General features: G+C 69.3%; 22 protein-coding genes. 17 read left to right on the forward strand and 5 right to left on the reverse strand.

Annotated elements, in window-relative coordinates:
• The first annotated feature begins 2 nt into the window (after positions 1-2).
• The 10 genes from ACK8HH_RS02830 (at position 3) to ccsB (ending at position 8,685) form a co-directional block, all read left to right on the forward strand.
• Positions 3-560: a hypothetical protein gene (locus ACK8HH_RS02830; RefSeq protein ID WP_006894307.1), complete on the forward strand. Its 558-nt coding sequence runs from the start codon at positions 3-5 to the stop codon at positions 558-560.
• Entirely contained in the window at positions 557-1,063 is a 507-nt protein-coding gene (locus ACK8HH_RS02835; RefSeq protein ID WP_006894308.1) for a hypothetical protein, read from the forward strand. The genes ACK8HH_RS02830 and ACK8HH_RS02835 overlap by 4 nt, the downstream gene beginning before the upstream one ends.
• Positions 1,056-1,583 carry a hypothetical protein gene (locus tag ACK8HH_RS02840; protein WP_006894309.1) on the forward strand — a complete coding sequence of 176 codons (528 nt, stop codon included), beginning with the start codon at positions 1,056-1,058 and terminating at the stop codon, positions 1,581-1,583. Before ACK8HH_RS02835 ends, ACK8HH_RS02840 begins: the two co-directional genes overlap by 8 nt.
• Positions 1,584-1,592: 9 nt before the next feature.
• Entirely contained in the window at positions 1,593-2,489 is an 897-nt protein-coding gene (locus ACK8HH_RS02845; protein ID WP_231875664.1) for an SGNH/GDSL hydrolase family protein, read from the forward strand.
• Between the two features lie 121 nt (positions 2,490-2,610).
• Positions 2,611-3,969 carry a glutamate-1-semialdehyde 2,1-aminomutase gene (hemL, locus tag ACK8HH_RS02850; protein WP_006894311.1) on the forward strand — a complete coding sequence of 453 codons (1,359 nt, stop codon included), beginning with the start codon at positions 2,611-2,613 and terminating at the stop codon, positions 3,967-3,969.
• Complete coding sequence (locus tag ACK8HH_RS02855; RefSeq protein ID WP_006894312.1) at positions 3,966-4,592, forward strand: histidine phosphatase family protein; 627 nt, start codon at positions 3,966-3,968, stop codon at positions 4,590-4,592. Before hemL ends, ACK8HH_RS02855 begins: the two co-directional genes overlap by 4 nt.
• Entirely contained in the window at positions 4,589-5,203 is a 615-nt protein-coding gene (locus tag ACK8HH_RS02860; RefSeq protein WP_006894313.1) for a TlpA family protein disulfide reductase, read from the forward strand. Before ACK8HH_RS02855 ends, ACK8HH_RS02860 begins: the two co-directional genes overlap by 4 nt.
• Entirely contained in the window at positions 5,200-6,009 is an 810-nt protein-coding gene (locus ACK8HH_RS02865; RefSeq protein ID WP_006894314.1) for a cytochrome c biogenesis CcdA family protein, read from the forward strand. Before ACK8HH_RS02860 ends, ACK8HH_RS02865 begins: the two co-directional genes overlap by 4 nt.
• Positions 6,006-7,634 (forward strand): cytochrome c biogenesis protein ResB, encoded by a 1,629-nt coding sequence (locus tag ACK8HH_RS02870; RefSeq protein WP_412475525.1) that lies wholly within the window; start codon positions 6,006-6,008, stop codon positions 7,632-7,634. Before ACK8HH_RS02865 ends, ACK8HH_RS02870 begins: the two co-directional genes overlap by 4 nt.
• 34 nt (positions 7,635-7,668) lie before the next feature.
• Positions 7,669-8,685 (forward strand): c-type cytochrome biogenesis protein CcsB, encoded by a 1,017-nt coding sequence (gene ccsB, locus ACK8HH_RS02875; RefSeq protein ID WP_006894316.1) that lies wholly within the window; start codon positions 7,669-7,671, stop codon positions 8,683-8,685.
• A gap of 36 nt (positions 8,686-8,721) precedes the next feature.
• Here ccsB and ACK8HH_RS02880 read toward each other — a convergent pair whose 3' ends face one another.
• Both ACK8HH_RS02880 and ACK8HH_RS02885 read right to left on the reverse strand, forming a co-directional pair.
• Positions 8,722-8,886 carry a hypothetical protein gene (locus ACK8HH_RS02880; RefSeq protein WP_006894317.1) on the reverse strand — a complete coding sequence of 55 codons (165 nt, stop codon included), beginning with the start codon at positions 8,884-8,886 and terminating at the stop codon, positions 8,722-8,724.
• A gap of 141 nt (positions 8,887-9,027) precedes the next feature.
• On the reverse strand, positions 9,028-9,249 hold the full coding sequence (locus tag ACK8HH_RS02885; RefSeq protein ID WP_006894318.1) for a BldC family transcriptional regulator: 222 nt from the start codon (positions 9,247-9,249) through the stop codon (positions 9,028-9,030).
• A 234-nt stretch (positions 9,250-9,483) separates the two neighbouring features.
• On the opposite strand from ACK8HH_RS02885, the gene ACK8HH_RS02890 reads away from it, so the two are divergent.
• The 6 genes from ACK8HH_RS02890 to ACK8HH_RS02915 are packed head-to-tail and all read left to right on the forward strand — an operon-like array spanning position 9,484 to position 15,210.
• Positions 9,484-9,813 carry a DUF4229 domain-containing protein gene (locus ACK8HH_RS02890; protein WP_039866578.1) on the forward strand — a complete coding sequence of 110 codons (330 nt, stop codon included), beginning with the start codon at positions 9,484-9,486 and terminating at the stop codon, positions 9,811-9,813.
• 9 nt (positions 9,814-9,822) lie between these two features.
• Complete coding sequence (locus ACK8HH_RS02895) at positions 9,823-10,929, forward strand: PLP-dependent cysteine synthase family protein (RefSeq protein WP_006894320.1); 1,107 nt, start codon at positions 9,823-9,825, stop codon at positions 10,927-10,929.
• A gap of 30 nt (positions 10,930-10,959) precedes the next feature.
• Entirely contained in the window at positions 10,960-11,643 is a 684-nt protein-coding gene (locus tag ACK8HH_RS02900; protein ID WP_006894322.1) for an ABC transporter ATP-binding protein, read from the forward strand.
• Between the two features lies 1 nt (position 11,644).
• Positions 11,645-14,170: an FtsX-like permease family protein gene (locus tag ACK8HH_RS02905; RefSeq protein WP_412475526.1), complete on the forward strand. Its 2,526-nt coding sequence runs from the start codon at positions 11,645-11,647 to the stop codon at positions 14,168-14,170.
• Positions 14,171-14,222: 52 nt separating this feature from the next.
• Positions 14,223-14,489, forward strand: coding sequence for a hypothetical protein (locus tag ACK8HH_RS02910; protein ID WP_006894326.1), 267 nt, complete (start codon positions 14,223-14,225; stop codon positions 14,487-14,489).
• Positions 14,482-15,210 carry a Clp protease N-terminal domain-containing protein gene (locus ACK8HH_RS02915; protein ID WP_006894327.1) on the forward strand — a complete coding sequence of 243 codons (729 nt, stop codon included), beginning with the start codon at positions 14,482-14,484 and terminating at the stop codon, positions 15,208-15,210. The genes ACK8HH_RS02910 and ACK8HH_RS02915 overlap by 8 nt, the downstream gene beginning before the upstream one ends.
• Before the next feature lie 21 nt (positions 15,211-15,231).
• Here the strand turns inward: ACK8HH_RS02915 and ACK8HH_RS02920 are convergent, their stop codons facing one another.
• Complete coding sequence (locus ACK8HH_RS02920; protein WP_006894328.1) at positions 15,232-16,101, reverse strand: 1,4-dihydroxy-2-naphthoate polyprenyltransferase; 870 nt, start codon at positions 16,099-16,101, stop codon at positions 15,232-15,234.
• A 167-nt stretch (positions 16,102-16,268) separates the two neighbouring features.
• Here ACK8HH_RS02920 and ACK8HH_RS02925 point away from each other — a divergent pair, with 167 nt between their 5' ends.
• Positions 16,269-17,612, forward strand: a complete 1,344-nt coding sequence (locus tag ACK8HH_RS02925) for a PE-PPE domain-containing protein (RefSeq protein ID WP_412475527.1) — start codon at positions 16,269-16,271, stop codon at positions 17,610-17,612.
• 4 nt (positions 17,613-17,616) lie between these two features.
• Here the strand turns inward: ACK8HH_RS02925 and menE are convergent, their stop codons facing one another.
• Both menE and ACK8HH_RS02935 read right to left on the reverse strand, forming a co-directional pair.
• Positions 17,617-18,777, reverse strand: a complete 1,161-nt coding sequence (gene menE / locus ACK8HH_RS02930; protein ID WP_412475710.1) for an o-succinylbenzoate--CoA ligase — start codon at positions 18,775-18,777, stop codon at positions 17,617-17,619.
• On the reverse strand, positions 18,774-19,115 hold the full coding sequence (locus tag ACK8HH_RS02935; RefSeq protein WP_006894337.1) for a DUF3349 domain-containing protein: 342 nt from the start codon (positions 19,113-19,115) through the stop codon (positions 18,774-18,776). The genes menE and ACK8HH_RS02935 overlap by 4 nt, the downstream gene beginning before the upstream one ends.
• Between the last annotated feature and the right edge of the window lie 8 nt (positions 19,116-19,123).

The raw sequence follows: 19,123 nt of genomic DNA on the forward strand, positions 1-19,123 counted from the left end.
TCATGACCGCTCCTGGACTGCCGACTGCGGACCCGACCGCGCCACCGCGACGACCGGAGACGATCCGGCTGGCGGTGCAGCTGTGGGTGGCTGTGATCGTCTTCCAGATCGTCGCCGTCGCGTCGCGATTCAACGTCCTCAAGGCAAGCTACGAGAAGCAGGCCCGAGAACTCAGCGACCGGATGAACGAGCCGTCGCTGACCGAGAACATGGGCGTGACCGTGCTCGTCGGGATCGTGGTCATCGTGGTACTGCTGACCGCCGTCGCCGCGCTGTTGATGTGGTTCACCTACTCCGGCCGGACCTGGGCCCGACTGCTCCTCGGCTGGGTGAGCGCGTTCCTGACCGTCGAACTGGTCTTCGCGGTGATCGGTCTGTTCGTCGACACCCAGGGCGGTTCGGATCTGCCGGAGGCACCCGCGTGGGGAATGGTTCCGACCATTCTCGGCGGTGTCTGCGCCGTGGGCGCCCTCGCTGCGCTGATGCACCGCGACAGTGCGGCGTTCTGCCGTGAGGTCGCTGCATACCGTTCCCGCAACCGGCAGAATGGCGCCCGATGATTGACATTCCTTCTCGACGGAGGCCGGAGCGGCCCGATCCCAAGGATCGGCCGGCGCTGGTGGTGTGGGCCCTGCGCCTGTGGATGATCTCGGGTGCCCTGCTGATCGCGCTGGGCGTGCTGGGAGTGATCGCCGACGCGATCAAGCTCGGTTTCGATTTCGGGGTCCTGGCGATCGACGTGCTGGTGATGCTGCTCGGCCTCGCCTACTTCCTGCTGGGCGCCAAGACCTATCGGGGAGCGGTGCAGTGGCGGTCGTCGCTGTCGGCTCTGACGTGCGTGGTGGTCGCGATGCTCCTGCCGTTGACCATCGGCTTCCAGAGCGGTGGTCTGGCCCTGGTGCTGGCATCGGCGGTGGTGGGTCTGTTCGGCTCGGTGCTCGCGTACCGTCCGCAGGCCGACCGTTGGTTCAAATGTCGACTCGGTGACTGCCCCGAGCCCGATTCACCCGAGTCCGCTCCCTCCGCGCCCGATTCGCCCGGAGACGGTCGTCCCGGTGAGTGAGGACGCCGCACCGGACCGGAGCGAGGACCACCGGGAGCCGGGCGCCACGCTGCTCCGCGAGCCCGGCGGCAGTTGGTGGGTGGTCGCGATCGGGCCGGTGCTGATCGTCGCGACCCTCGTCATGGAGATCCTGGGCAAGGGACGCATCCACTGGGAGGTGCTCACCATCTTCGGTGTGGTCCTCGTCGGTTTCTCCCTGCTCCAGGTGGTCGCGGCGCGACAGCACGTGTCGATGCACCTGACCGAGACCACCCTTCGCGAGGGCACGGAGACCATCGACATCGCCGACATCGTCAAGATCTTCCCGGAGAACAACGGCGTAGAGCCGCAGGACTGGGAGAGCGCGCCGGCGCTCGGCGAACTGCACGCCGTGCCGCGCCGCCGGAAGGGGATCGGCCTGCGGCTGGCAGACGGCCGGCTGGTCCAGGCCTGGGCCCGCGACGTCGACCGTCTGCGAACCGAACTGACCGAGGCTCATCTGGCCGTCAAGATGGGTCTGCCACCGAAGGGGAACCGGTAACTCTTGGCTGTGACACCGACGCTGCGGGGAGCGCTGGTATCGGCATCGGTGGCCGTGGTGGCGCTCGTCGCCGTCGTCGCCGGTGCCGTGTGGATGATCGATGCGACGCCCCATGACCATCCCGAGCCGGCAGCGCCTGCGATGCGCCCCGCACTCGTGCATCTGGGCGACAGCTACGCCTCCGGTGCGGGCACGTCGCCGCTGGTGGAGGATTCCCCGCTGATGTGCCAGCGGTCGGCGGTCAACTTCGGCGAGACGGTCGGGCGGATGCGCGGCCTGAAGGTCACCGACGTCTCGTGCGCGGGCGCGACCACCGACGATCTGAGCGCCTCGCAGTACGACGGGGTGGCTCCGCAACTCGACGCACTGGGACCGGACACCGCATACGTGACGGTGATGATCGGAGGCAACGACTCCGCCCTGTTCACCACGCTGGTGGGCGAATGCACCCGGCTGGCCCAGGACGATCCCACCGGAGCACCGTGCCGGAGCGCGCTCGGCAGGCGACCGTTCCGAGAGATCTCGGCCGGGACCGGACCGGCCGTCGCGGCAGGTCTGCGGGAGATCCGCAGCAGGGCGCCCCGGGCGGAGGTCTTCATCGTCGGCTATCCGTGGTTGATGCCGGAGAAGACCACCTGCCGGCCGGCCGTCGGTATCGCCGACGGCGACGCCGAGTACGTCCACCGGGTCGAGGCCGCGCTGAACGGCGCGATCGCCACGGCCGCGCGGGAGACCGGTGCGACGTACATCGACATGGCCGCCCGTTCGATCGGTCACGAGGCGTGCAGCCCGCGGGGCATGCGATGGATCGAGCCGCAGATCGGCGCCGATTCGCCGATCGTCATGCATCCCAATGAAGCCGGTCAGCGCGCGATCGCGGATGCCGTCGCGCAGCACATCCGCTAGCGCGGCGTGCCTGAGGCCCCTTTAGCGCACCAACCTGGGAATATGCTCAGAACCGGCACTGCGGTGTGACGGAGTAGGCAGCGATTGGGCCGAGCGGCTCTGATTTGGAACACTGGAGGCCATGGCCGCACCTCTCGACGATCCCGTGCAGAACACCGCCGTCAGCGCACAACTGTTCAAACGGGCGTCGCAGGCGGTTCCCGGAGGAGTGAACTCGCCGGTCCGCGCCTTTTCGTCGGTCGGCGGCGATCCGCGTTTCATCACGCGAGCGCAGGGCTGGAAGCTCACCGACGCCGACGGGAACGACTACGTCGACCTCATCTGCTCGTGGGGACCGATGATCCTGGGTCACGCGCATCCGGCGGTCGTCGAGGCGGTGCGAGAGGCCGCCCGGACGGGTCTGTCGTTCGGCGCGCCGACCGTCGGTGAGATCGAGTTGGCGGAGGAGATCATCGACCGAGTCGATCCGGTCGCGCGCGTCCGGCTGGTCAACTCCGGCACCGAGGCGACGATGTCCGCGGTCCGGCTGGCGCGCGGGTTCACCGGCCGCGCCAAGATCGTCAAATTCGCCGGCTGCTACCACGGGCATGTCGACGCCCTGCTGGCCGACGCCGGCTCGGGTGTCGCCACGCTCGGCCTGCCGACCTCGCCGGGCGTCACCGGAGCCGCCGCGCACGACACGCTCGTCCTGCCGTACAACGATCTCGCCGCCGTGGAACGGGCGTTCGCCGAGCACGGTCCCGACATCGCCGCCGTCATCACCGAGGCCGCCGCTGGCAACATGGGCGCCGTCGCGCCGGTCGCCGGGTTCAACGAAGGGCTGCGGCGCGTGACCGCCGACAACGGCGCGCTGCTCATCATGGACGAGGTGATGACCGGCTTCCGCGTGAGCCCGGCCGGTCACTACGGTCTCGACGGTGTGGCCGCCGACCTCTACACCTTCGGCAAGGTGATGAGCGGAGGGCTGCCCGCTGCCGCGTTCGGCGGTCGGTCGGAGGTGATGGACCACCTGGCTCCCATCGGCCCCGTGTACCAGGCTGGGACGTTGTCCGGCAACCCGGTGGCGGTCGCCGCCGGTCTCGCCACCCTGCGCAATGCGACCGCCGATGTGTACGCCGCACTCGACGCCAACGCCGACCGTCTCGCGACGATGATCGGCGACGCCCTCACCGAGGCGGGCGTGGCGCACCGGGTCCAGAAGGCCGGGAACCTGTTCAGCGTCTTCTTCACCGATCCCGACGACCCGGCCGATACGCCGATCGTCGATTACGACGGCGTCAAGGCCACCCAGACCTGGCGCTTCGCACCGTTCTTCCACGCATTGCTCGCGCGCGGCGTCTACCCGCCGCCGAGTGCCTTCGAAGCGTGGTTCGTATCCGCAGCGCTCGACGACGAGGCCTTCTCGATCATCGCCGATGCACTGCCGGCCGCCGCGGCTGCCGCGGCCGCCGCGAGCAATCCCGGGGAAGGAGTCCGATGAAGACGATCGTCCACCTGATGCGCCACGGCGAGGTGCACAATCCCGAGGGCATCCTCTACGGCCGTCTCCCCGGCTACCGGCTGTCGGACACGGGCCGGGCCCAGGCTCAGCTGGTGGCCGATACGCTGGCCGACCATGACATCACCCATGTCTTCGCGTCGCCTCTGCAGCGGGCGCAGGAGACGGCGACGCCGATCGCGAAGGCTCACGGCCTCGAGATCACGACGGTCACCGATCTGATCGAGGCAGACAATCAGTTCGAGGGTCTGAAGGTCTCGGTCGGCGACGGCGCGCTCAGCAAGCCACGGCACTGGCTCAAGCTGCGGGACCCGTTCACCCCGTCGTGGGGTGAGCCGTACATCCAGATCGCACACCGCATGCTGGCCGCGGCCAGCACGGCGCGTGACGCGGCGCGCGGACACGAGGCGATCTGTGTGAGCCACCAGCTGCCCGTGTACACGCTGCGCCGCTTCCTCGAAGGCCAGCGCCTCTGGCACGACCCGCGGGTGCGGCAGTGCTCCCTGGCCTCGCTGACCACGCTCATCTACGACGACGACGCCCTGGTCGACATCGTCTACTCGGAGCCGGCCGGCGAATCGGACCCCCGGGTCACGGGAGCATGACCGGCGGTCGGGCGAGGCCGGGCCGGCGGACCGCCGCCGCACTGTGCGCGGTCATCGCCGCGGCGGGCCTTCTCGCGGGATGCAGCACCGGCGACGACGCGGTCGCGACGGAGAACGGCAATCAGTTCGTCTCTCCGGGCGGTAAGACCGTCATCGAGTACGACCAGGGTTCGCGCCGTGACATCGGCGATGTCAGCGGCGAGGATCTGACGGGCGACGGCACCGTGAAGTTCTCGGACTTCAAGGACAAGGTGATGGTCGTCAACGTCTGGGCGTCCTGGTGCCCGCCGTGCCGTACCGAGTTCCGCGACTTGGAGAAGGTGTACGACGAGACCAAGGACCGCGGTGTTCAGTTCGTCGGCATCAACTTCCGGGACTCACGGTCGAGCGCGCAGGACTTCGTGACCGATCGCAAGGTCCCGTACCCCTCGATCTACGACTACGGCGGCGCCAGCCTGGCCGCGCTCGGCGTCCCGGTGGGAGTGGTGCCGACGACGGTGATCCTGGACCGGCAGCACCGCCCGGCCAAGGTCTACTTGCGTGCGATCACCGAGGACGAACTGCGTGATGCGGTCGTCAAGGTGGCCGAGGAAGGTCCGGCGCCGCAATGACCGAGACTCACCTGGCCGATCTGGGCGCCTCCTTCGCCGGAACGGTCACCAGCGGCCCGCTGCTGCTCGCGCTCGGGGTGTGCATTCTGGTCGGCCTGATCTCGTTCGCCTCTCCGTGCGTGGTGCCGCTGGTCCCCGGATACCTCTCGTACCTCGCCGGGCTGGTCGGCGCCGAGGCACCGGCGGTGAGGGCCGACGAGGACCGCAAGGCCGGACGCTGGCGCGTGGTGGGGGCGGCCGGGCTCTTCGTCCTCGGCTTCACCATCGTGTACGTGCTGGCCACCGCCGCGCTCTTCGGCGTCACCTCGGTGTTCCTGGACACCGACCGGCTGCAGCTGATGCAGCGCATCGGCGGCGTGTTCACCATCGTCATGGGCCTGGTGTTCATCGGCATGATCCCGTTCCTGCAGCGTGACAAGCGGATGACGCCGCGCCGCTACTCCGGCGTCATCGGCGCCCCGATCCTCGGCGCGGTGTTCGCGGTCGGCTGGATCCCGTGCAGCAGTGCGACGCTCGGCGCCGTGATCGGCGTCGCGATGAGCACCGACGGCAACACCCCGGTCCGCGGTGCGCTGATGGTGGCCGCGTACTGCTTCGGACTCGGCATCCCGTTCATCGTTCTGGCCTTCTCCTCGGCCTGGGCGGTCCGCAGCCTCGGCTTCGTCCGCAGGCACGCGCGGACCATCCAGATCATCGGCGGAGTACTGCTGATCGTCGTCGGCGTGATGCTGGTGGGCGGCTGGTGGAACGAGTTCGTGGACTGGATCCGGATGTCCCTGATCACTGACGTGGAGCTGCCCGTATGACCCAGCCCGTCCGACCGTCCGTCCTCTCGCGGTTCGTCGTCGCCCCGCTGCGCAAGACCTGGCGCGGACTGACCTCGATGCGTACCGCGCTCGCGCTGCTGTTCCTGCTGGCGCTGGCCGCGATCCCGGGGGCGCTGCTCCCGCAGCGCGACCTCAACGAGCAGAAGACGCTCAAGTACATCGCCGATCACGGCACGCTCGGCACCTGGATGGACCGCCTGCAGCTGTTCGAGGTGTTCTCCTCGGCCTGGTTCACGGCGATCTACCTGTTGCTGTTCATCTCGCTGGTCGGCTGCCTCACGCCGCGCACCTGGGAGCACTACAAGGCGCTGCGGACCCGGCCGGTCAAGGCCCCGCGGAACCTCGCCCGGATGCCCCGGCACATCACCGAGACCGTCGACGGCGAGCCCGCCGAGGTGGCCGATCGGATCACCTCGAATCTGCGCGGCTGGCGGACCGAGGTCCGCACCGTCGAGCCGTCGGCGCGGTACCCGAAGGGTGCGGTGGAGGTCTCCGCGGAGAAGGGCTACCTGCGCGAGTTCGGCAACCTGGTGTTCCATTTCGCGCTGTTGGCGCTGCTGGTCACGATCGCCGTCGGCAAGCTCTTCGGGTACGAGGGCAGCCGAACGCTGGTCGCCGACGGCGACCAGGTGCTCTGCAACACCTCGACCGCCGTATACGACTCGTTCCGGTCCGGATCGATGGTCGACGGGACCGGGCTCAAGCCCTTCTGCATCCGCATCGACCACTTCGAGGCCAAGTTCCTGCCCAGCGGGCAGCCCGACATGTACGACGCCACGATGGCGTACACGACCGATGTGACGGCTCCGCCGAACACTTGGCCGACGACGTCCGTCCAGGTCAACAAGCCGCTGAGGATCGCAGGCGACCGCGTGTACGTGCTCGGCAACGGATTCGCTCCGACGTTCACCGTCACCTTCCCGAACGGCCAGACCAGGACCGAGACCACGCCGTTCATCCCGCAGTCGACGCAGACCATGCTGTCGGAGGGCGCGGTGCGGTTCGACACCCCGGCGGGCCTGTACCCCGACGAGGACGAGCGCCGCAAGCACCAGGTCGCGATCGAGGGGCTGTTCGCCCCCGACGCGGTGTTCCCGCACGCGAACCTGCTCGACTCGGTCTCGCCGGTTCCGAACAAGCCCGCGGTCGCCATTCGCGTGTACCAGGGTGACACCGGACTGGACACCGGCCGTCCGCAGAACGTGTACTCGCTGGACCAGACCCTGATCGATCAGGGCCGGCTCAAGCAGCAGGCGTCGGTGAACCTGTCGCAGGGGGCGGACACCGTTCTCCCCGACGGCACTCGGGTGCGGTTCGACGGCTACCAGCGCTGGGTGTCGGTTCAGGTCTCGCACAATCCGGCGCAGACCGGCGTGCTGATCTCCGCGATCGTGATGGTCGCGGGCCTGGTGGTCTCGCTCATGATCCGGCGCAGGCGTATCTGGGCTCGGATCGTGCCTGGTGCCGACGGCGATGAACGACGTACTGTAGTAGAAGTGGCCGGCCTGGCCAGGACCGACCAGGCGGGTTGGGGCGACGGATTCGAAGAGCAGGCTCGCGGACTGCTCAAGACGGATGCGCCGAAGAACCGGGCCAAGCTCTGATGGCTCCGGTGTGGGATGAGATGAGGAAGCGTTCATGAACGACGACGCCGGCTACGTCAACGAGACACTGGCCCGTTACTCGGACTGGCTCTACGCCACCAGCATCACCGTGTACGTGATCGCCATGCTGATGTTCCTCGGAGCGCTGGCGGCGGCACGGTACGCGAAACTGGACGAACGCCGTGAGGAACTCGTCGGTGCGAGCGTCGGGGGATCCTCGTCCGACGACCGGATGCCCGGACGTGTCGCCGGACCCGCGCCGCGGCGCTCGCTCGGCGATCGGCTCGCCGCCATGGCCTACCCCGTGGTGTGGGTCGGGTTCCTGGCGCACCTCGGATCGATCGTGCTGCGCGGCATGGCGACCGATCGTGCGCCCTGGGGCAACATGTACGAGTTCATCTCGTTGACCTGCGTCGCCTGTGTCGGTGCCGGTCTGGTGGTGCTCCGCCGGAAGGAGTCGCGGCCGCTGCTGAGCTTCGTCCTCATCCCGGTGGTCCTGCTGATGTTCATCGCGGGCCGCTATCTGTACACGCAGGCCGCGCCCGTGGTGCCCGCGCTCAAGTCGTACTGGCTCGCGATCCACGTCTCGATCATCTCGATCTCCTCGGGCGTGCTGCTGGTGGCCGGTGTGGCCAGCATCCTGTACCTGGTGAAGAACCGATGGCCCGCTGTCGGGAGCGAGGCGGACGAGCTCGCCACCGGTGTCGGCGCGTCGCTGCGCCGGCTGCTCGATCATCTGCCGAGCGCCGACGCGCTCGACCGCACCGCGTACAAGTGCACCGTGATCGGATTCCCGCTCTTCGGTCTCGGCATCATCTTCGGTGCCATCTGGGCCGAGGCCTCGTGGGGCCGCTTCTGGGGCTGGGACCCGAAGGAGACGGTGTCGTTCATCGCGTGGGTGATCTACGCGGCCTACCTGCACGCTCGCGCGACGGCCGGATGGCGCAACGCCTCCGCGTGGATCAACGTCGCCGGCTTCGTGGCCCTGCTGTTCAACTTGTTCGCGATCAACCTGGTCGTGTCCGGACTGCACTCCTACGCCGGACTGTAGGAATACTCCGGACTGTAGGAACAGCGCCCGTCAGGATCAGCGTTCGTCGAGCCTGCGCAGGAAGTCCGGGTCGTCGTCCGGTCCGCGGGGGACGCTGGACCGGTCGGAACGACCGGTCTGGTCCTGCATCCGGGACTCGACCAGCCGCCACGACAGGTAGGCGGCGACGATCACGACCAGGACTACGAACAAATACGGCACGACCGCACTACCTCCTGACGCACGACCACTGCGCGCACGCGCGTGGAATCGCTGTCAGCCAGGCTACCGGAGAAAGAGCGATGCCCGGTCCGGGCATCGGCCCGAACCGGGCATCCCGAAGGACGTTCCGGCCTCGCGAGGTCAGGAGCGGTTCAGGAGCTCCACGACGTCGGCCTCGCGGAAACGACGGTGACCGCCCGGGGTGCGAATCGACTTGAGCACGCCGGACGAGGCCCAGCGGGCCACCGTCTTCGGGTTCACGTTGAACATCGCGGCGACCTGACCGGGCGTCAGGTTGTGCTGCGTCGCGAGAGCGGGGGTGATCATCCCGGTGTCGGCGGAGTTGTCGGCGAGTGCAGTCATCAGGTTCTCCTAGTCCTAGCTGGGCTTCGGTCACTGCGTTTCGGTAACACGGGCGCGTACGCCGCTAGACACCACAAGTACACGCATTTGTGCTGGTTGCTCGAACAGTCAGGCGTTGGTAAAGAGTCCGTAATGTCTGATGGGCCTCGATTCTTCGCCTTGCCCACGCTGCCCGATCGTGTCGTACGAACGGTGTATTCGCAGGTAGGCGCGCGACGCCAGTACCCTGGCTGTATGACAGATGAACGAGAAGACTCCGGCACCGCCGGGTCGAAGCCCCCTGCGACCATGACGACGTTGGCCGGAGCGGTGGCGCTGTACACGATCGCCCGGCTCGCACTCGTCGTCGTCATCGCGCTGGTGATCATCTTCGGCGCCAAGATCGTCGGAGTCGAGGTGCCGGTACTCGTCGCGGCGGTCTTCGCGGTGCTGATCGCGCTGCCCCTGGGCATGGTCGTCTTCAAGTCGCTTCGCCTCCGGGTGAACGATCAGATCGCTCGAGTCGATGAGCAGCGGGCGGCGCAGCGCACCGACCTGCAGGCTCGGCTGCGCGGCGAGGACTGACGGTACGACGTGGCGACTCGGGTTGTGGAGCGGACGTACGACCGCAGTTGGACCAGCCGGGCGGTACGGACCATCGAAGCGGATGCGCGGCGCAGCGCGGACACACATCTGCTGAAGGTGGACCTGCCGGACTGGGCGGCGCGCGGCGACGGCATCGACCTCTATCTGAAGGACGAGTCCACGCATCCGACCGGATCGCTCAAGCACCGGCTGGCGCGGTCACTGTTCCTCTACGCCCTCTGCAACGGCTGGATTCACGAGGGCACCACCGTCATCGAGGCATCCTCGGGTTCCACCGCGGTGTCGGAGGCGTACTTCGCGAAGCTGATCGGCGTCCCGTTCATCGCGGTGATGGTGAGCGGCACCTCGCCCGCGAAGACGCGGCTCATCGAGGCCGAGGGCGGGATCTGTCACTTCGTCGACTCGCCCTCGGAGATCTACAGCGTCGCCCAGCGACTCGAGCGCGAACTCGGCGGCCACTTCATCGACCAGTTCACGATGGCCGAGCGGGCCACCGACTGGCGGGGCAACAACAACATCGCCGAATCGGTGTTCGCACAGATGGAGGCCGAACGCCATCGGATTCCGGAGTGGATCGTCGTCGGCGCGGGCACGGGCGGCACGTCGGCGACCTTCGGCCGGTACCTGCGCTACCGGCAGCACCCCACGCGGCTGTGCGTGGTGGACGTGGAGAACTCCGTCTTCCTGCCCGCATACGAGACCGGCGACGGAACCCTCACCTCACCGGGGGCCTCGCGGATCGAGGGCATCGGCCGCCCGCGAGTCGAGCCGTCGTTCGTCTCGCAGGTGATCGACCGGATGATCGCCGTTCCCGACGCGGCCTCGATCGCGGCGATGCGCTTCCTCAGCGACCGTCTCGGCCGCCGGGTCGGCGGATCCACCGGCACCAACTTCTGGGGTGTCTGCTCGCTCATCGGTGAGATGACCGGAAAGGGCCGCTCCGGCAGCGTCGTGTCGCTGCTGTGCGACAGCGGCGACCGCTACGATCACACCTACTTCAACGACGACTGGGTGGCCGAGCAGCGGCTCGACCTCGGCCCGCCGACGGCGGCTCTCGAGCGGTTCTTCGAGACCGGAGTGTGGTCGGCCGGCTGACGTCGCGGAGTCCTGCGGAGGGAGGCGATCGTGGCCGTCGTCGAGGCGTCGGGACTGGTTCGCGAGTACCGGATGGGCACGGAGGTGGTCCGCGCCCTCGACGGGGCGTCGCTGACCCTGGACGGCGGGCAGTTCGTCTCGGTGGTCGGCCCCTCGGGAGCGGGCAAGTCCACGCTCCTGCACATCATCGGCGCGCTCGACACCCCGACCTCCGGCACCATCCGCGTGGACGGTACCGATCTGGCGGCGCTCGGCGACGACGAGGCCTCCGAGTTCCGGCGACGGCGGGTCGGGTTCATCTTCCAGTTCTTCAACCTCGTCCCCACGCTGACCGCGTGGGAGAACGTGGCACTCCCGATGCTCCTCGACTCGAAGTCGTTGCGGAAGGCGCGTCCGCGTGCCGAGGAACTGCTCGGCCGAGTGGGTCTGGGCGGGCGAGTGAACCACCGTCCGTCGGAGCTCTCGGGCGGCCAGATGCAACGGGTGGCGATCGCACGGTCGCTCATGATGGGTCCCAAGATCCTGCTGGCCGACGAACCGACCGGCAACCTCGATTCGCGCACCGGCGCCGAGGTGCTCGATCTGCTCGCGTCCGTGGCGCACGACGAACCCGACCGCCTGGTGTTGATGGTGACCCACGACGAGAACGCCGCCGCGGTCTCCGATCGGATCGTCACCGTCCGCGACGGCAGGATAGACGGGCGGCCCGCCTGACATGGGCGGGCTCGCCGCGGGACTGACGCGTGTCCGGATCCTCAATCTCCGGGAACTGGCCGGGCACAAGCTGCGGGTGGCGACGTCCCTGGCCGTGGTGCTGATCTCCTCGGCGCTGTTGGTGGCCGTCCTCGGCACGTACGGATCGATGTCGGAGTCGGTGCGGGAGTTCAGCGCCGCGGTGGCCGGCGACGCGACCGTGGAGGTGGCCGCGATCGCCGACAGCGGGGTGGACGCCGCGATCGCGGGCGAACTGCGCCGCGACGTGCCGGACGCCCGAGCCGTGGTACCCCTGGTGCGCGACACCGTGCTGCTCGACGGGCGCCCGACGGTGCTGCTGGGGTCGGATCTGAACGCGCTATCGCTGTCGAGCGGGCTGCGCGCGGCCGTCGGCGCCTCCGGCGGCGGAATCGACGCCGACCGCCTCGACGACGGGATCGTCGTCGGCGCGGCGACCGGTCTGCGCCAGGGGCAGCGACTGACCGTGTCGGGGATCCCGGTGACCGTGGTCCGAGTGGTCGACGACCAGGCCGCGACCGCGTTGAACGGCGGACGGTTCGTATTCGCCTATCTCGGTCTCGCGGAGCGTCTCGCCGGACTGAACGGTGCGGTCGACTCGATCCTCGTCGTCCCCGGCCCCGGCGTCCCGGAGGCCCGGTTGCGCGCGCAGGTCGCGCGGGTGGTCGACGGCCGCGCGAGCGTGGTGGATCCGGATTTCCGGGTCGCGCAGGTCGAGACGGCCAACTCGGTGACGCACGATTCCACCCTGCTCGTCTCGCTGGTCTCCCTGATCATCGCGGCCTTCCTGGTGTTCAACATGATGAACATGGCGGTCGCCTCTCGCAGGCAGTCGCTGGCGATGGTGCGGGCGCTCGGGGCGCGGCGCAGGCACCTCGTCGGCGATCTCCTGGCCGAGTCGGCGGTCCTGGGCCTCGTCGGCGGTGCGGCGGGGGTCCCGGTCGGGGTGCTCGCGGGACGGTGGATCGTCGGGCGGTTGCCGGACACGTCCGAGACCGTCGGGGTGGCCGTCGGGTATCACCTGCCGGCGTACGCACCGGTGGTCGCGGTGGCCGCCTGTGTGGTCGCATGCGTCGGCGCGACCGTCCTGGCGGCCAGATCGGTGTTCGCGGTGGCACCGGTGGAGGCGATGGTTCCGGGTGAGGCGGCAGACGCCCGGCCGCCGGCCGCGGGACTGCTGATCGCGAGCGGAGTCGCGGGGGCGGCGACGATCGCGGTGGCCTGGGTCGTCGCCGAGACGGTGCCGGGACGTGCCGCGATCGTCGCCGGCGCCGTCTACTCGGCCGGCGGGCTCCTTCTGTGCTTCGCGCTGATGCCGTTGCTGGTCCGGGCGGTGGTCGGTGCGTCGAACCGCCTGCGCGGACCCGGCCGGCTCGCCGCGGTCAACAGCGAACGCGCACCGCGCCGCGTGTGGGCCACCGTGATGACGGTGGCGGTGGCGATCGCCGTCGGCGTGGGTATCTCCGGTTCGCTGAACAACCTGATCGGGTCGATCTCCAGTTCGCTCACCGGGCTGTCGGACCCCGACTTCTACGTCTCCTCGCGCGACGCGGACTCGATGCCGCTCGGGCCCGCGCTCGACCCGGCCATCGCACAGGAGATCCGTGCCGTTCCCGGCGTCACCGATGTGGTGGGCGGACAGTGGGCGACGGTCAACATCGCCGACGCGCGCGTCCTGCTCCAGGGCCTCGAACCGGGTGCCGCGGCGCCGTTCGTCCGCAAGTCCTCGCAGGATGCGGTCCGCGAGACCCTCGCCGGGCGGGGCATCCTGCTCTCCGAGGTCCTCGCACGATCACTCGGGGTGCGGGTGGGCGATACCGTTCGACTCGCGACCCCGTCCGGTTACCGCGAACTGGTGGTACGCGACATCGTCGACTACGTGGCCATCGACTCGGGGGTGGGCGCGGTGGCGAACCGGCTCCTGAACGAGTGGTTCCGGCGCGACGGCGATACCTACCTGCAGGTCACGGTGGCGCCGGGCGCCGATCACGAGCAGGTGCGCGAGCGGCTGACCGCGATCGCGGCGCGGCATCCGGGCCGCGGAGACTGGCCGGTCCATGTGTACACCGGGCAGGAGGCGCTCGTCGCTACCGAGCGGAGCGCCCAGCAGGCCGGTGCCTTCACCGTCGCGATCCAGTGGATCGTCGCCGGGGCCGCGGCCGTCGCGCTCCTGAACACGCTGCTGCTCTCGGTTCTGGAACGACGCCGGGAACTCGCTGTGCTGCGGGCGATGGGTGCCTCGCGTCGCTTCGTGTCGCGGATGGTGCTCAGCGAGGCCGCGTCGATCGCGCTGGTCGGCGCGGTGACCGGGCTGATACTCGGCAGCGGACTGCATGTGCTGGCCGACGTGATCCTCACACAGACCACGTCGATCGACATCCGGTACGCGCCGCAGTGGAGCGCCTTCGGTTACGTGGCGATCCCGGTGCTGCTCTGTCTGCTCGGCGCCGGGGTGCCCGCGATGCGGGCCTCGCGGATGAACATCTCGACTTCGCTTGTGGACGACTGAAGAATTGTCAATTTTTCTTGACAGGGCAATTCCGTCAAGATAAATTGACATCATGCACACAGACGAAAGCGTGAACAACCCCGATCCGATGGTTCGGTCGGCGGCCAGCGCCGACCCGGCGACGGGATTGAGTGTGGTTCGGGCGTTGCGGACTCTCGCCGACCGGCTCGAAGACGTCCATGTGGCTTCGGCGAGGTCGCAGGGATGGAGTTGGCAGGCGATCGCCGATGTCCTGCAGATCAGTCGTCAAGCGGTGCATCAGAAGCACTCGTATCGAGAGGCCGCGGAAGCGGCCGGAAAGGACGGCAACGATGTTTGACCGTTTCAACTCAGACGCACGCGCGAGCTTCATGTTCGCGGTGCAGGAGGCCAAAGACCTCGGAAGCCGGCAGATCGGCACCGACCACCTGATCCTCGGAATGCTGTGCAATGCTCGCAGTCCGCTGTTCACCGTGCTCACCGACCAGGGTCTGACTCTGGCGGAGGCACGGAAGGTGGTGCGAAACGACGACGACGGTCCCGTCGAGGACGTTCGCGACCGCTACGAAGAGGACCGGGAGGCCCTGCGCAGCATCGGCATCGACCTCGACAAGGTGCGCGAGGCGGTCGGCGACCGCTTCGGAGAGGACCTGTCGGAGGGCTGGGGGCAGCGCCCCGAGCGCGGCCGCGGCCGCGGCGGGCGGCCCCATCACGGACGTCCGCATGGGGGACCGGCATCGTTCGACGGCCCCGGTTTCCAGGCCCAGTTCGGTCCGGACGGAATCTGGTTCGGCGCCTGGGAGGGCGGCCGTGGACGCCGGGGTCCGCGTGGCCGCGGTCGCGGCGGCCGAATGTCGGAGGCGGCCCGCGAGGCGCTCCGCAGGGCCGCGATGACGGCCCGGGCCGAGAACGAGCGGGAACTCACCGTGGAACGAGTCCTCTTGGCGATCCTCGACGGCGCCGACCCGGCGGCGACCGCCGTGGTGGAGTCGGCCACGACCGTCGACGACCTGCGTGCCGCGGTGACGGCGCTGCTGCCCGAGGGCACCACCGCCGGCTGACGCCAGCCCATCGGGCTCGTCCTATGTCAGGGCGAGCCCGATCGCCGTCGCCACGGACCACACGAGCATCGCGATGCCGGTCAGCGCGAGCACCGGGATCAGGTCGCGTCCCTGGGCGCCGCCCAGGACCAGTCGCACCGGTTTGACGAGGGGGACGATCACCAGCAGGCCGGCAGCGGCGGCGGGGGCGACGACTGCGACGGCGACGCTGACGATCACCGGGATCACGCAGAGGAGCAGGTAGAACGTCCGGGTCCGGCGGTCGCCGAGCCGGACAGCGAGAGTGATCTTGCCCGATTCGGTGTCGCTCGGGATGTCGCGCAAGTTGTTCGCGACGAGGACTCCGCTCGAGAGGCTGCCGACGGCCACAGCGCAGCCGGCGCCGATCCAGTCCACGGAGCCCGCGGCGACGAACTGCGTACCGAGCACCGCGACGAGACCGAAGAACACGAACACGGCTATCTCACCGAAGCCGAGGTAGCCGTAGGGTCGCTTGCCTCCGGTGTAGAACCACGCGCCGGCGATGCAGACCGCTCCGACGAGCACCAGCCACCAGGCCGTCGCCACGGCGAGGACGAGTCCGCAGACCGCGCCGATGCCGAGTGAGATGAGCGCCGCGGTCTTGACCGCTCGCGGGCTCGCCAGGCGGGAACCCACCAGGCGCAGCGGACCGACGCGGTCGTCATCTGTGCCACGAATTCCGTCGGAGTAGTCATTGGCGAAGTTGACGCCTACGATCAGCGCCAGTGCGACGACCAGTGCGAGACCGGCCTTCCACCAGGTGACGTCACCGAGGTGGACGGCCGCGCCGGTCCCGGCGACCACCGGGGCGATCGCGTTCGGCAGGGTGCGCGGTCGTGCGCCTTCGATCCACTGAGTCACTGTTGCCACAGGCCACATCATCTCATCCCGGTGTCCCCAGGTCTGGTGTCGGTCACTCGACCGTCACTCTTCCAGGGACTGTCCGCGCAGGTCACGGCATGTTCTCATAGAATGCTGTCAGGTGCGTCCGAGGCTCGGTGCCGCGGACGCACAGTTCTGCGTCGGGGGAGAGAATCATGAAGCGCACACTTGCCACGTCGACGGCGATCTGCGGAATCTGTCTCGGACTGGCCGCGCCCGCCGCGGTCGCCGCGACACCCACTCCGGTCTTCCTGCCGTCGGTCGCCACTGCCGGTCCGGCGGTCACCGAGTACACCGATGTGCTCGGTGACTGGGTCCAGGGGGCGGACGACGACGCGCACGTCGTCGTCGTTCCCGGGACGGATGACGTCCGCTATCCGCGGATCAACGGAATCGTCGGGGGCCGTGAGTCGACGATCGTGACCTACCCCGAATCGTTCGGCCCGATCATCTCCGGGAAGTCGGGTCGGCTGCTGCCCTTCTTCGCGCCGACCTACGACCAGTCGCGCGACGTCGGCACCGCGAACACCCTCAGCGTGATGCGGGCGTTCCAGGACGCCGATCGGGTGGTGGTCTACACCGGTTACTCGCAGGGTTCCGACGCACTGGGCAACGCCGTGGAGCAGGCGGCAGAGGAGGGGCTGCTCGGATCCGACAGCACCATCCTGCTCGTCTCCGATCCGCGCGGGCCCTGGGGACTGAAATCGCGGCTGAGCCGAACCCCGTTCGCGACGCCGCTGATGGGCTTGTTCGGAGTCGACAACGACGGTGCCCGCAACCCCGCCGACTCCGCCGAGGTGAAGGTCGTTCAGGTCATCGTGCAGGGCGATCCCGTCGCCCACACACAGTGGATCTGGTACCGCCCCGTGGCTTCGGTCCTGGTCAACGCGGCGGGCTTCCTCGCGATCCACTCCGATCCGGGCGAGTACACCTATGCGCACATCGAGAACCTCGAGCACGTCAAGACCTTGCAGAGTGTCGAGGGGAACACCACCTACGAGATCTACGACACGTACCACCCGCTCGCGCTGCTGACCGCGATGGTCTATCGGGCGGTCGGGATCCAGGTGTCCCAGGAGCGGCTGGAGAAGTGGGACCGGGCAGCGGAGTCCTTCTATCCGACTCATGAGATCACCGCCGGCGATGCGGATCCGAAGGCTCCGGTGGTCGACGTCCCGCTCTCCTCCGGCGGAGCGCACCGGCTGCTCGACGCGAACGGCGAATGGGCCGAGCCGCAGCAGCGGGACGGTGCGACGTCGGACGGGCCGCGCCATGCGGCTCCCGAGACGGCCAGCGCACCCGAGACGAGCACGGTGGAGACCGCCCCCGAGGCGATTGCGCCTGAGAGCAGTGCGCCCGCGACGACTGCGCCCGAGACCGGTGTCGTCGCCCCGTCGTCGCAGTCCGACGACGCGGCCGAAACCGGTGCCGCGGAGGCGGACTCCGCGAACACGGCGGACCCCGCCGAGGAGCCGACCGACGTTCCCGCGGCGGCGTGATGCGTCAGGCGAACCGTTCGCGCAACGCCCGGCGATTCACCTTGCCGGGCCCGCGCAGCGGCAGTTCTCCGACGGTGAACACCGCGCGGGGGGCCGCGTAGCGGTCGAGGCGGTCGGAGACGAACTCGCGGACGTCGTCGAGTCCGGGGCGCCGGGCTCCGGGGACGGGGACGATCACCGCGATCACCTTCTCGCCGAGCCGCTCGTCGGGGACGCCCAGGACCGCGCAGTCGGCGACGCCGGGCATCTCGCCCAGGACCGTCTCGACCACCTGCGGGACCACGGTGAGGCCGCCGGTGGTGATCGCCTCGTCCGCCCGGCCGACGATGCGCAGAACACCGTCGTCGAGGACGCCGAGGTCGTCGGTGCGGAACCATCCGGGTTCGGCGAACGCCGGGTGCTCGGGCATGTTGCGGTAGCCACGGGCCAGCGTCGCGCCGCCGAGGACCACCCGGCCGGGTTCGGCGCCGCCGGATCCGTCGATCCGGACCGTCGCGCCCGGCAGGGGCACGCCGTCGTACACGCAACCGCCGGCGGTCTCGCTCATCCCGTAGGTGCGGACGATCGGCAGGCCGGCGTCGAGTGCGCGGGCCAGGAGTGCCGGCGGGGTGGCCGCGCCGCCGACGAGAACGGCGTCCAACCGGCCCAGCGCCGCGACCGCGGCAGGCACGTCGAGAGCCTTGCGCAGTTGAGTCGGGACCAGCGAGGTGTATCGGCGGTCACCGGGCATGGCGGCGACGAGTCCGGGCAGTGCGGACGGGTCGAATCCGGCCGCGAGATCGAGTACGACGGGATCGTGACCGGCGGCGAGGGACCGCAGCATCACCTGCAGTCCCGCGATGTGGTGCGGCGGAAGCGCGAGCAGCCAGCTGCCCGGGCCGCCGAGCACGTCGGCCGTCGCCGTCGCGGAGGCGCGCAGGGAAGCGGCCGTGTGCACCGCGCCCTTCGGAGTGCCGGTGGTCCCCGAGGTGGACACGACGAGCGCGGCGTCGTCGTCGATGGGCTCGCCGAGCGCCAGGGCGTGCGAGAGCCTCTGCGTCTCGGCGTCGTCGCCGGCGGGAAGCGGGAGATAGGCGGCGTCGCCGTCCAGGAGTGCCAGCAGGTCGCGGCGGGCCTCGAGGACGGCCGGTCCCGCCGGCAGTTCGAGCGGTTGCAGGACTCTCAGGACGGTTCCTCCGGGTTCTCGGGCCGATCGGGCGGCGCGAGCGGCTCGTCGTCGAAGGGCCACTCCGCTGCCTTCAGAGTCTGCCGTACCCGGTCGACGTCCTCCTGGCGGGGGAGTTCCTGAGTGACCTTGGAGATCTCGACGCCCACATCGATCCGGTTGATCGGCTCCGGAGCACGCGTGTCGACGAGCTCGAGGGCGACCTGCCTGATCTCGTCCTCGGTGAGCTGTCGGCGCAACAGCGCCAAGAGCGGCTGATAGTCGCGGCTCGGCACCCCCTCGGGATAGCCGGCGCGCAGCCAGCGGACCACTCCGCTCAGGAAGGAGGGGCGATCCATACTCCTCC

This window comes from Gordonia sp. LUNF6, from assembly GCF_047041125.1.
In the GTDB taxonomy this organism is placed as follows: domain Bacteria; phylum Actinomycetota; class Actinomycetes; order Mycobacteriales; family Mycobacteriaceae; genus Gordonia; species Gordonia sihwensis.

Excerpts from the sequence above, each read along its gene's own strand:
- ACK8HH_RS02830 (WP_006894307.1), top strand. The coding sequence starts at position 3 with ATGACCGCTCCTGGACTGCCGACTGCGGACCCGACCGCGCCACCGCGA.
- ACK8HH_RS02835 (WP_006894308.1), top strand. The coding sequence starts at position 557 with ATGATTGACATTCCTTCTCGACGGAGGCCGGAGCGGCCCGATCCCAAG.
- hemL (WP_006894311.1), top strand. The coding sequence starts at position 2,611 with ATGGCCGCACCTCTCGACGATCCCGTGCAGAACACCGCCGTCAGCGCA.
- ACK8HH_RS02855 (WP_006894312.1), top strand. The coding sequence starts at position 3,966 with ATGAAGACGATCGTCCACCTGATGCGCCACGGCGAGGTGCACAATCCC.
- ACK8HH_RS02860 (WP_006894313.1), top strand. The coding sequence starts at position 4,589 with ATGACCGGCGGTCGGGCGAGGCCGGGCCGGCGGACCGCCGCCGCACTG.
- ACK8HH_RS02865 (WP_006894314.1), top strand. The coding sequence starts at position 5,200 with ATGACCGAGACTCACCTGGCCGATCTGGGCGCCTCCTTCGCCGGAACG.
- ACK8HH_RS02870 (WP_412475525.1), top strand. The coding sequence starts at position 6,006 with ATGACCCAGCCCGTCCGACCGTCCGTCCTCTCGCGGTTCGTCGTCGCC.
- ccsB (WP_006894316.1), top strand. The coding sequence starts at position 7,669 with ATGAACGACGACGCCGGCTACGTCAACGAGACACTGGCCCGTTACTCG.
- ACK8HH_RS02885 (WP_006894318.1), bottom strand. The coding sequence starts at position 9,249 with ATGACTGCACTCGCCGACAACTCCGCCGACACCGGGATGATCACCCCC.
- ACK8HH_RS02890 (WP_039866578.1), top strand. The coding sequence starts at position 9,484 with ATGACAGATGAACGAGAAGACTCCGGCACCGCCGGGTCGAAGCCCCCT.
- ACK8HH_RS02905 (WP_412475526.1), top strand. The coding sequence starts at position 11,645 with ATGGGCGGGCTCGCCGCGGGACTGACGCGTGTCCGGATCCTCAATCTC.
- ACK8HH_RS02910 (WP_006894326.1), top strand. The coding sequence starts at position 14,223 with ATGCACACAGACGAAAGCGTGAACAACCCCGATCCGATGGTTCGGTCG.
- ACK8HH_RS02915 (WP_006894327.1), top strand. The coding sequence starts at position 14,482 with ATGTTTGACCGTTTCAACTCAGACGCACGCGCGAGCTTCATGTTCGCG.
- ACK8HH_RS02925 (WP_412475527.1), top strand. The coding sequence starts at position 16,269 with ATGAAGCGCACACTTGCCACGTCGACGGCGATCTGCGGAATCTGTCTC.
- ACK8HH_RS02935 (WP_006894337.1), bottom strand. The coding sequence starts at position 19,115 with ATGGATCGCCCCTCCTTCCTGAGCGGAGTGGTCCGCTGGCTGCGCGCC.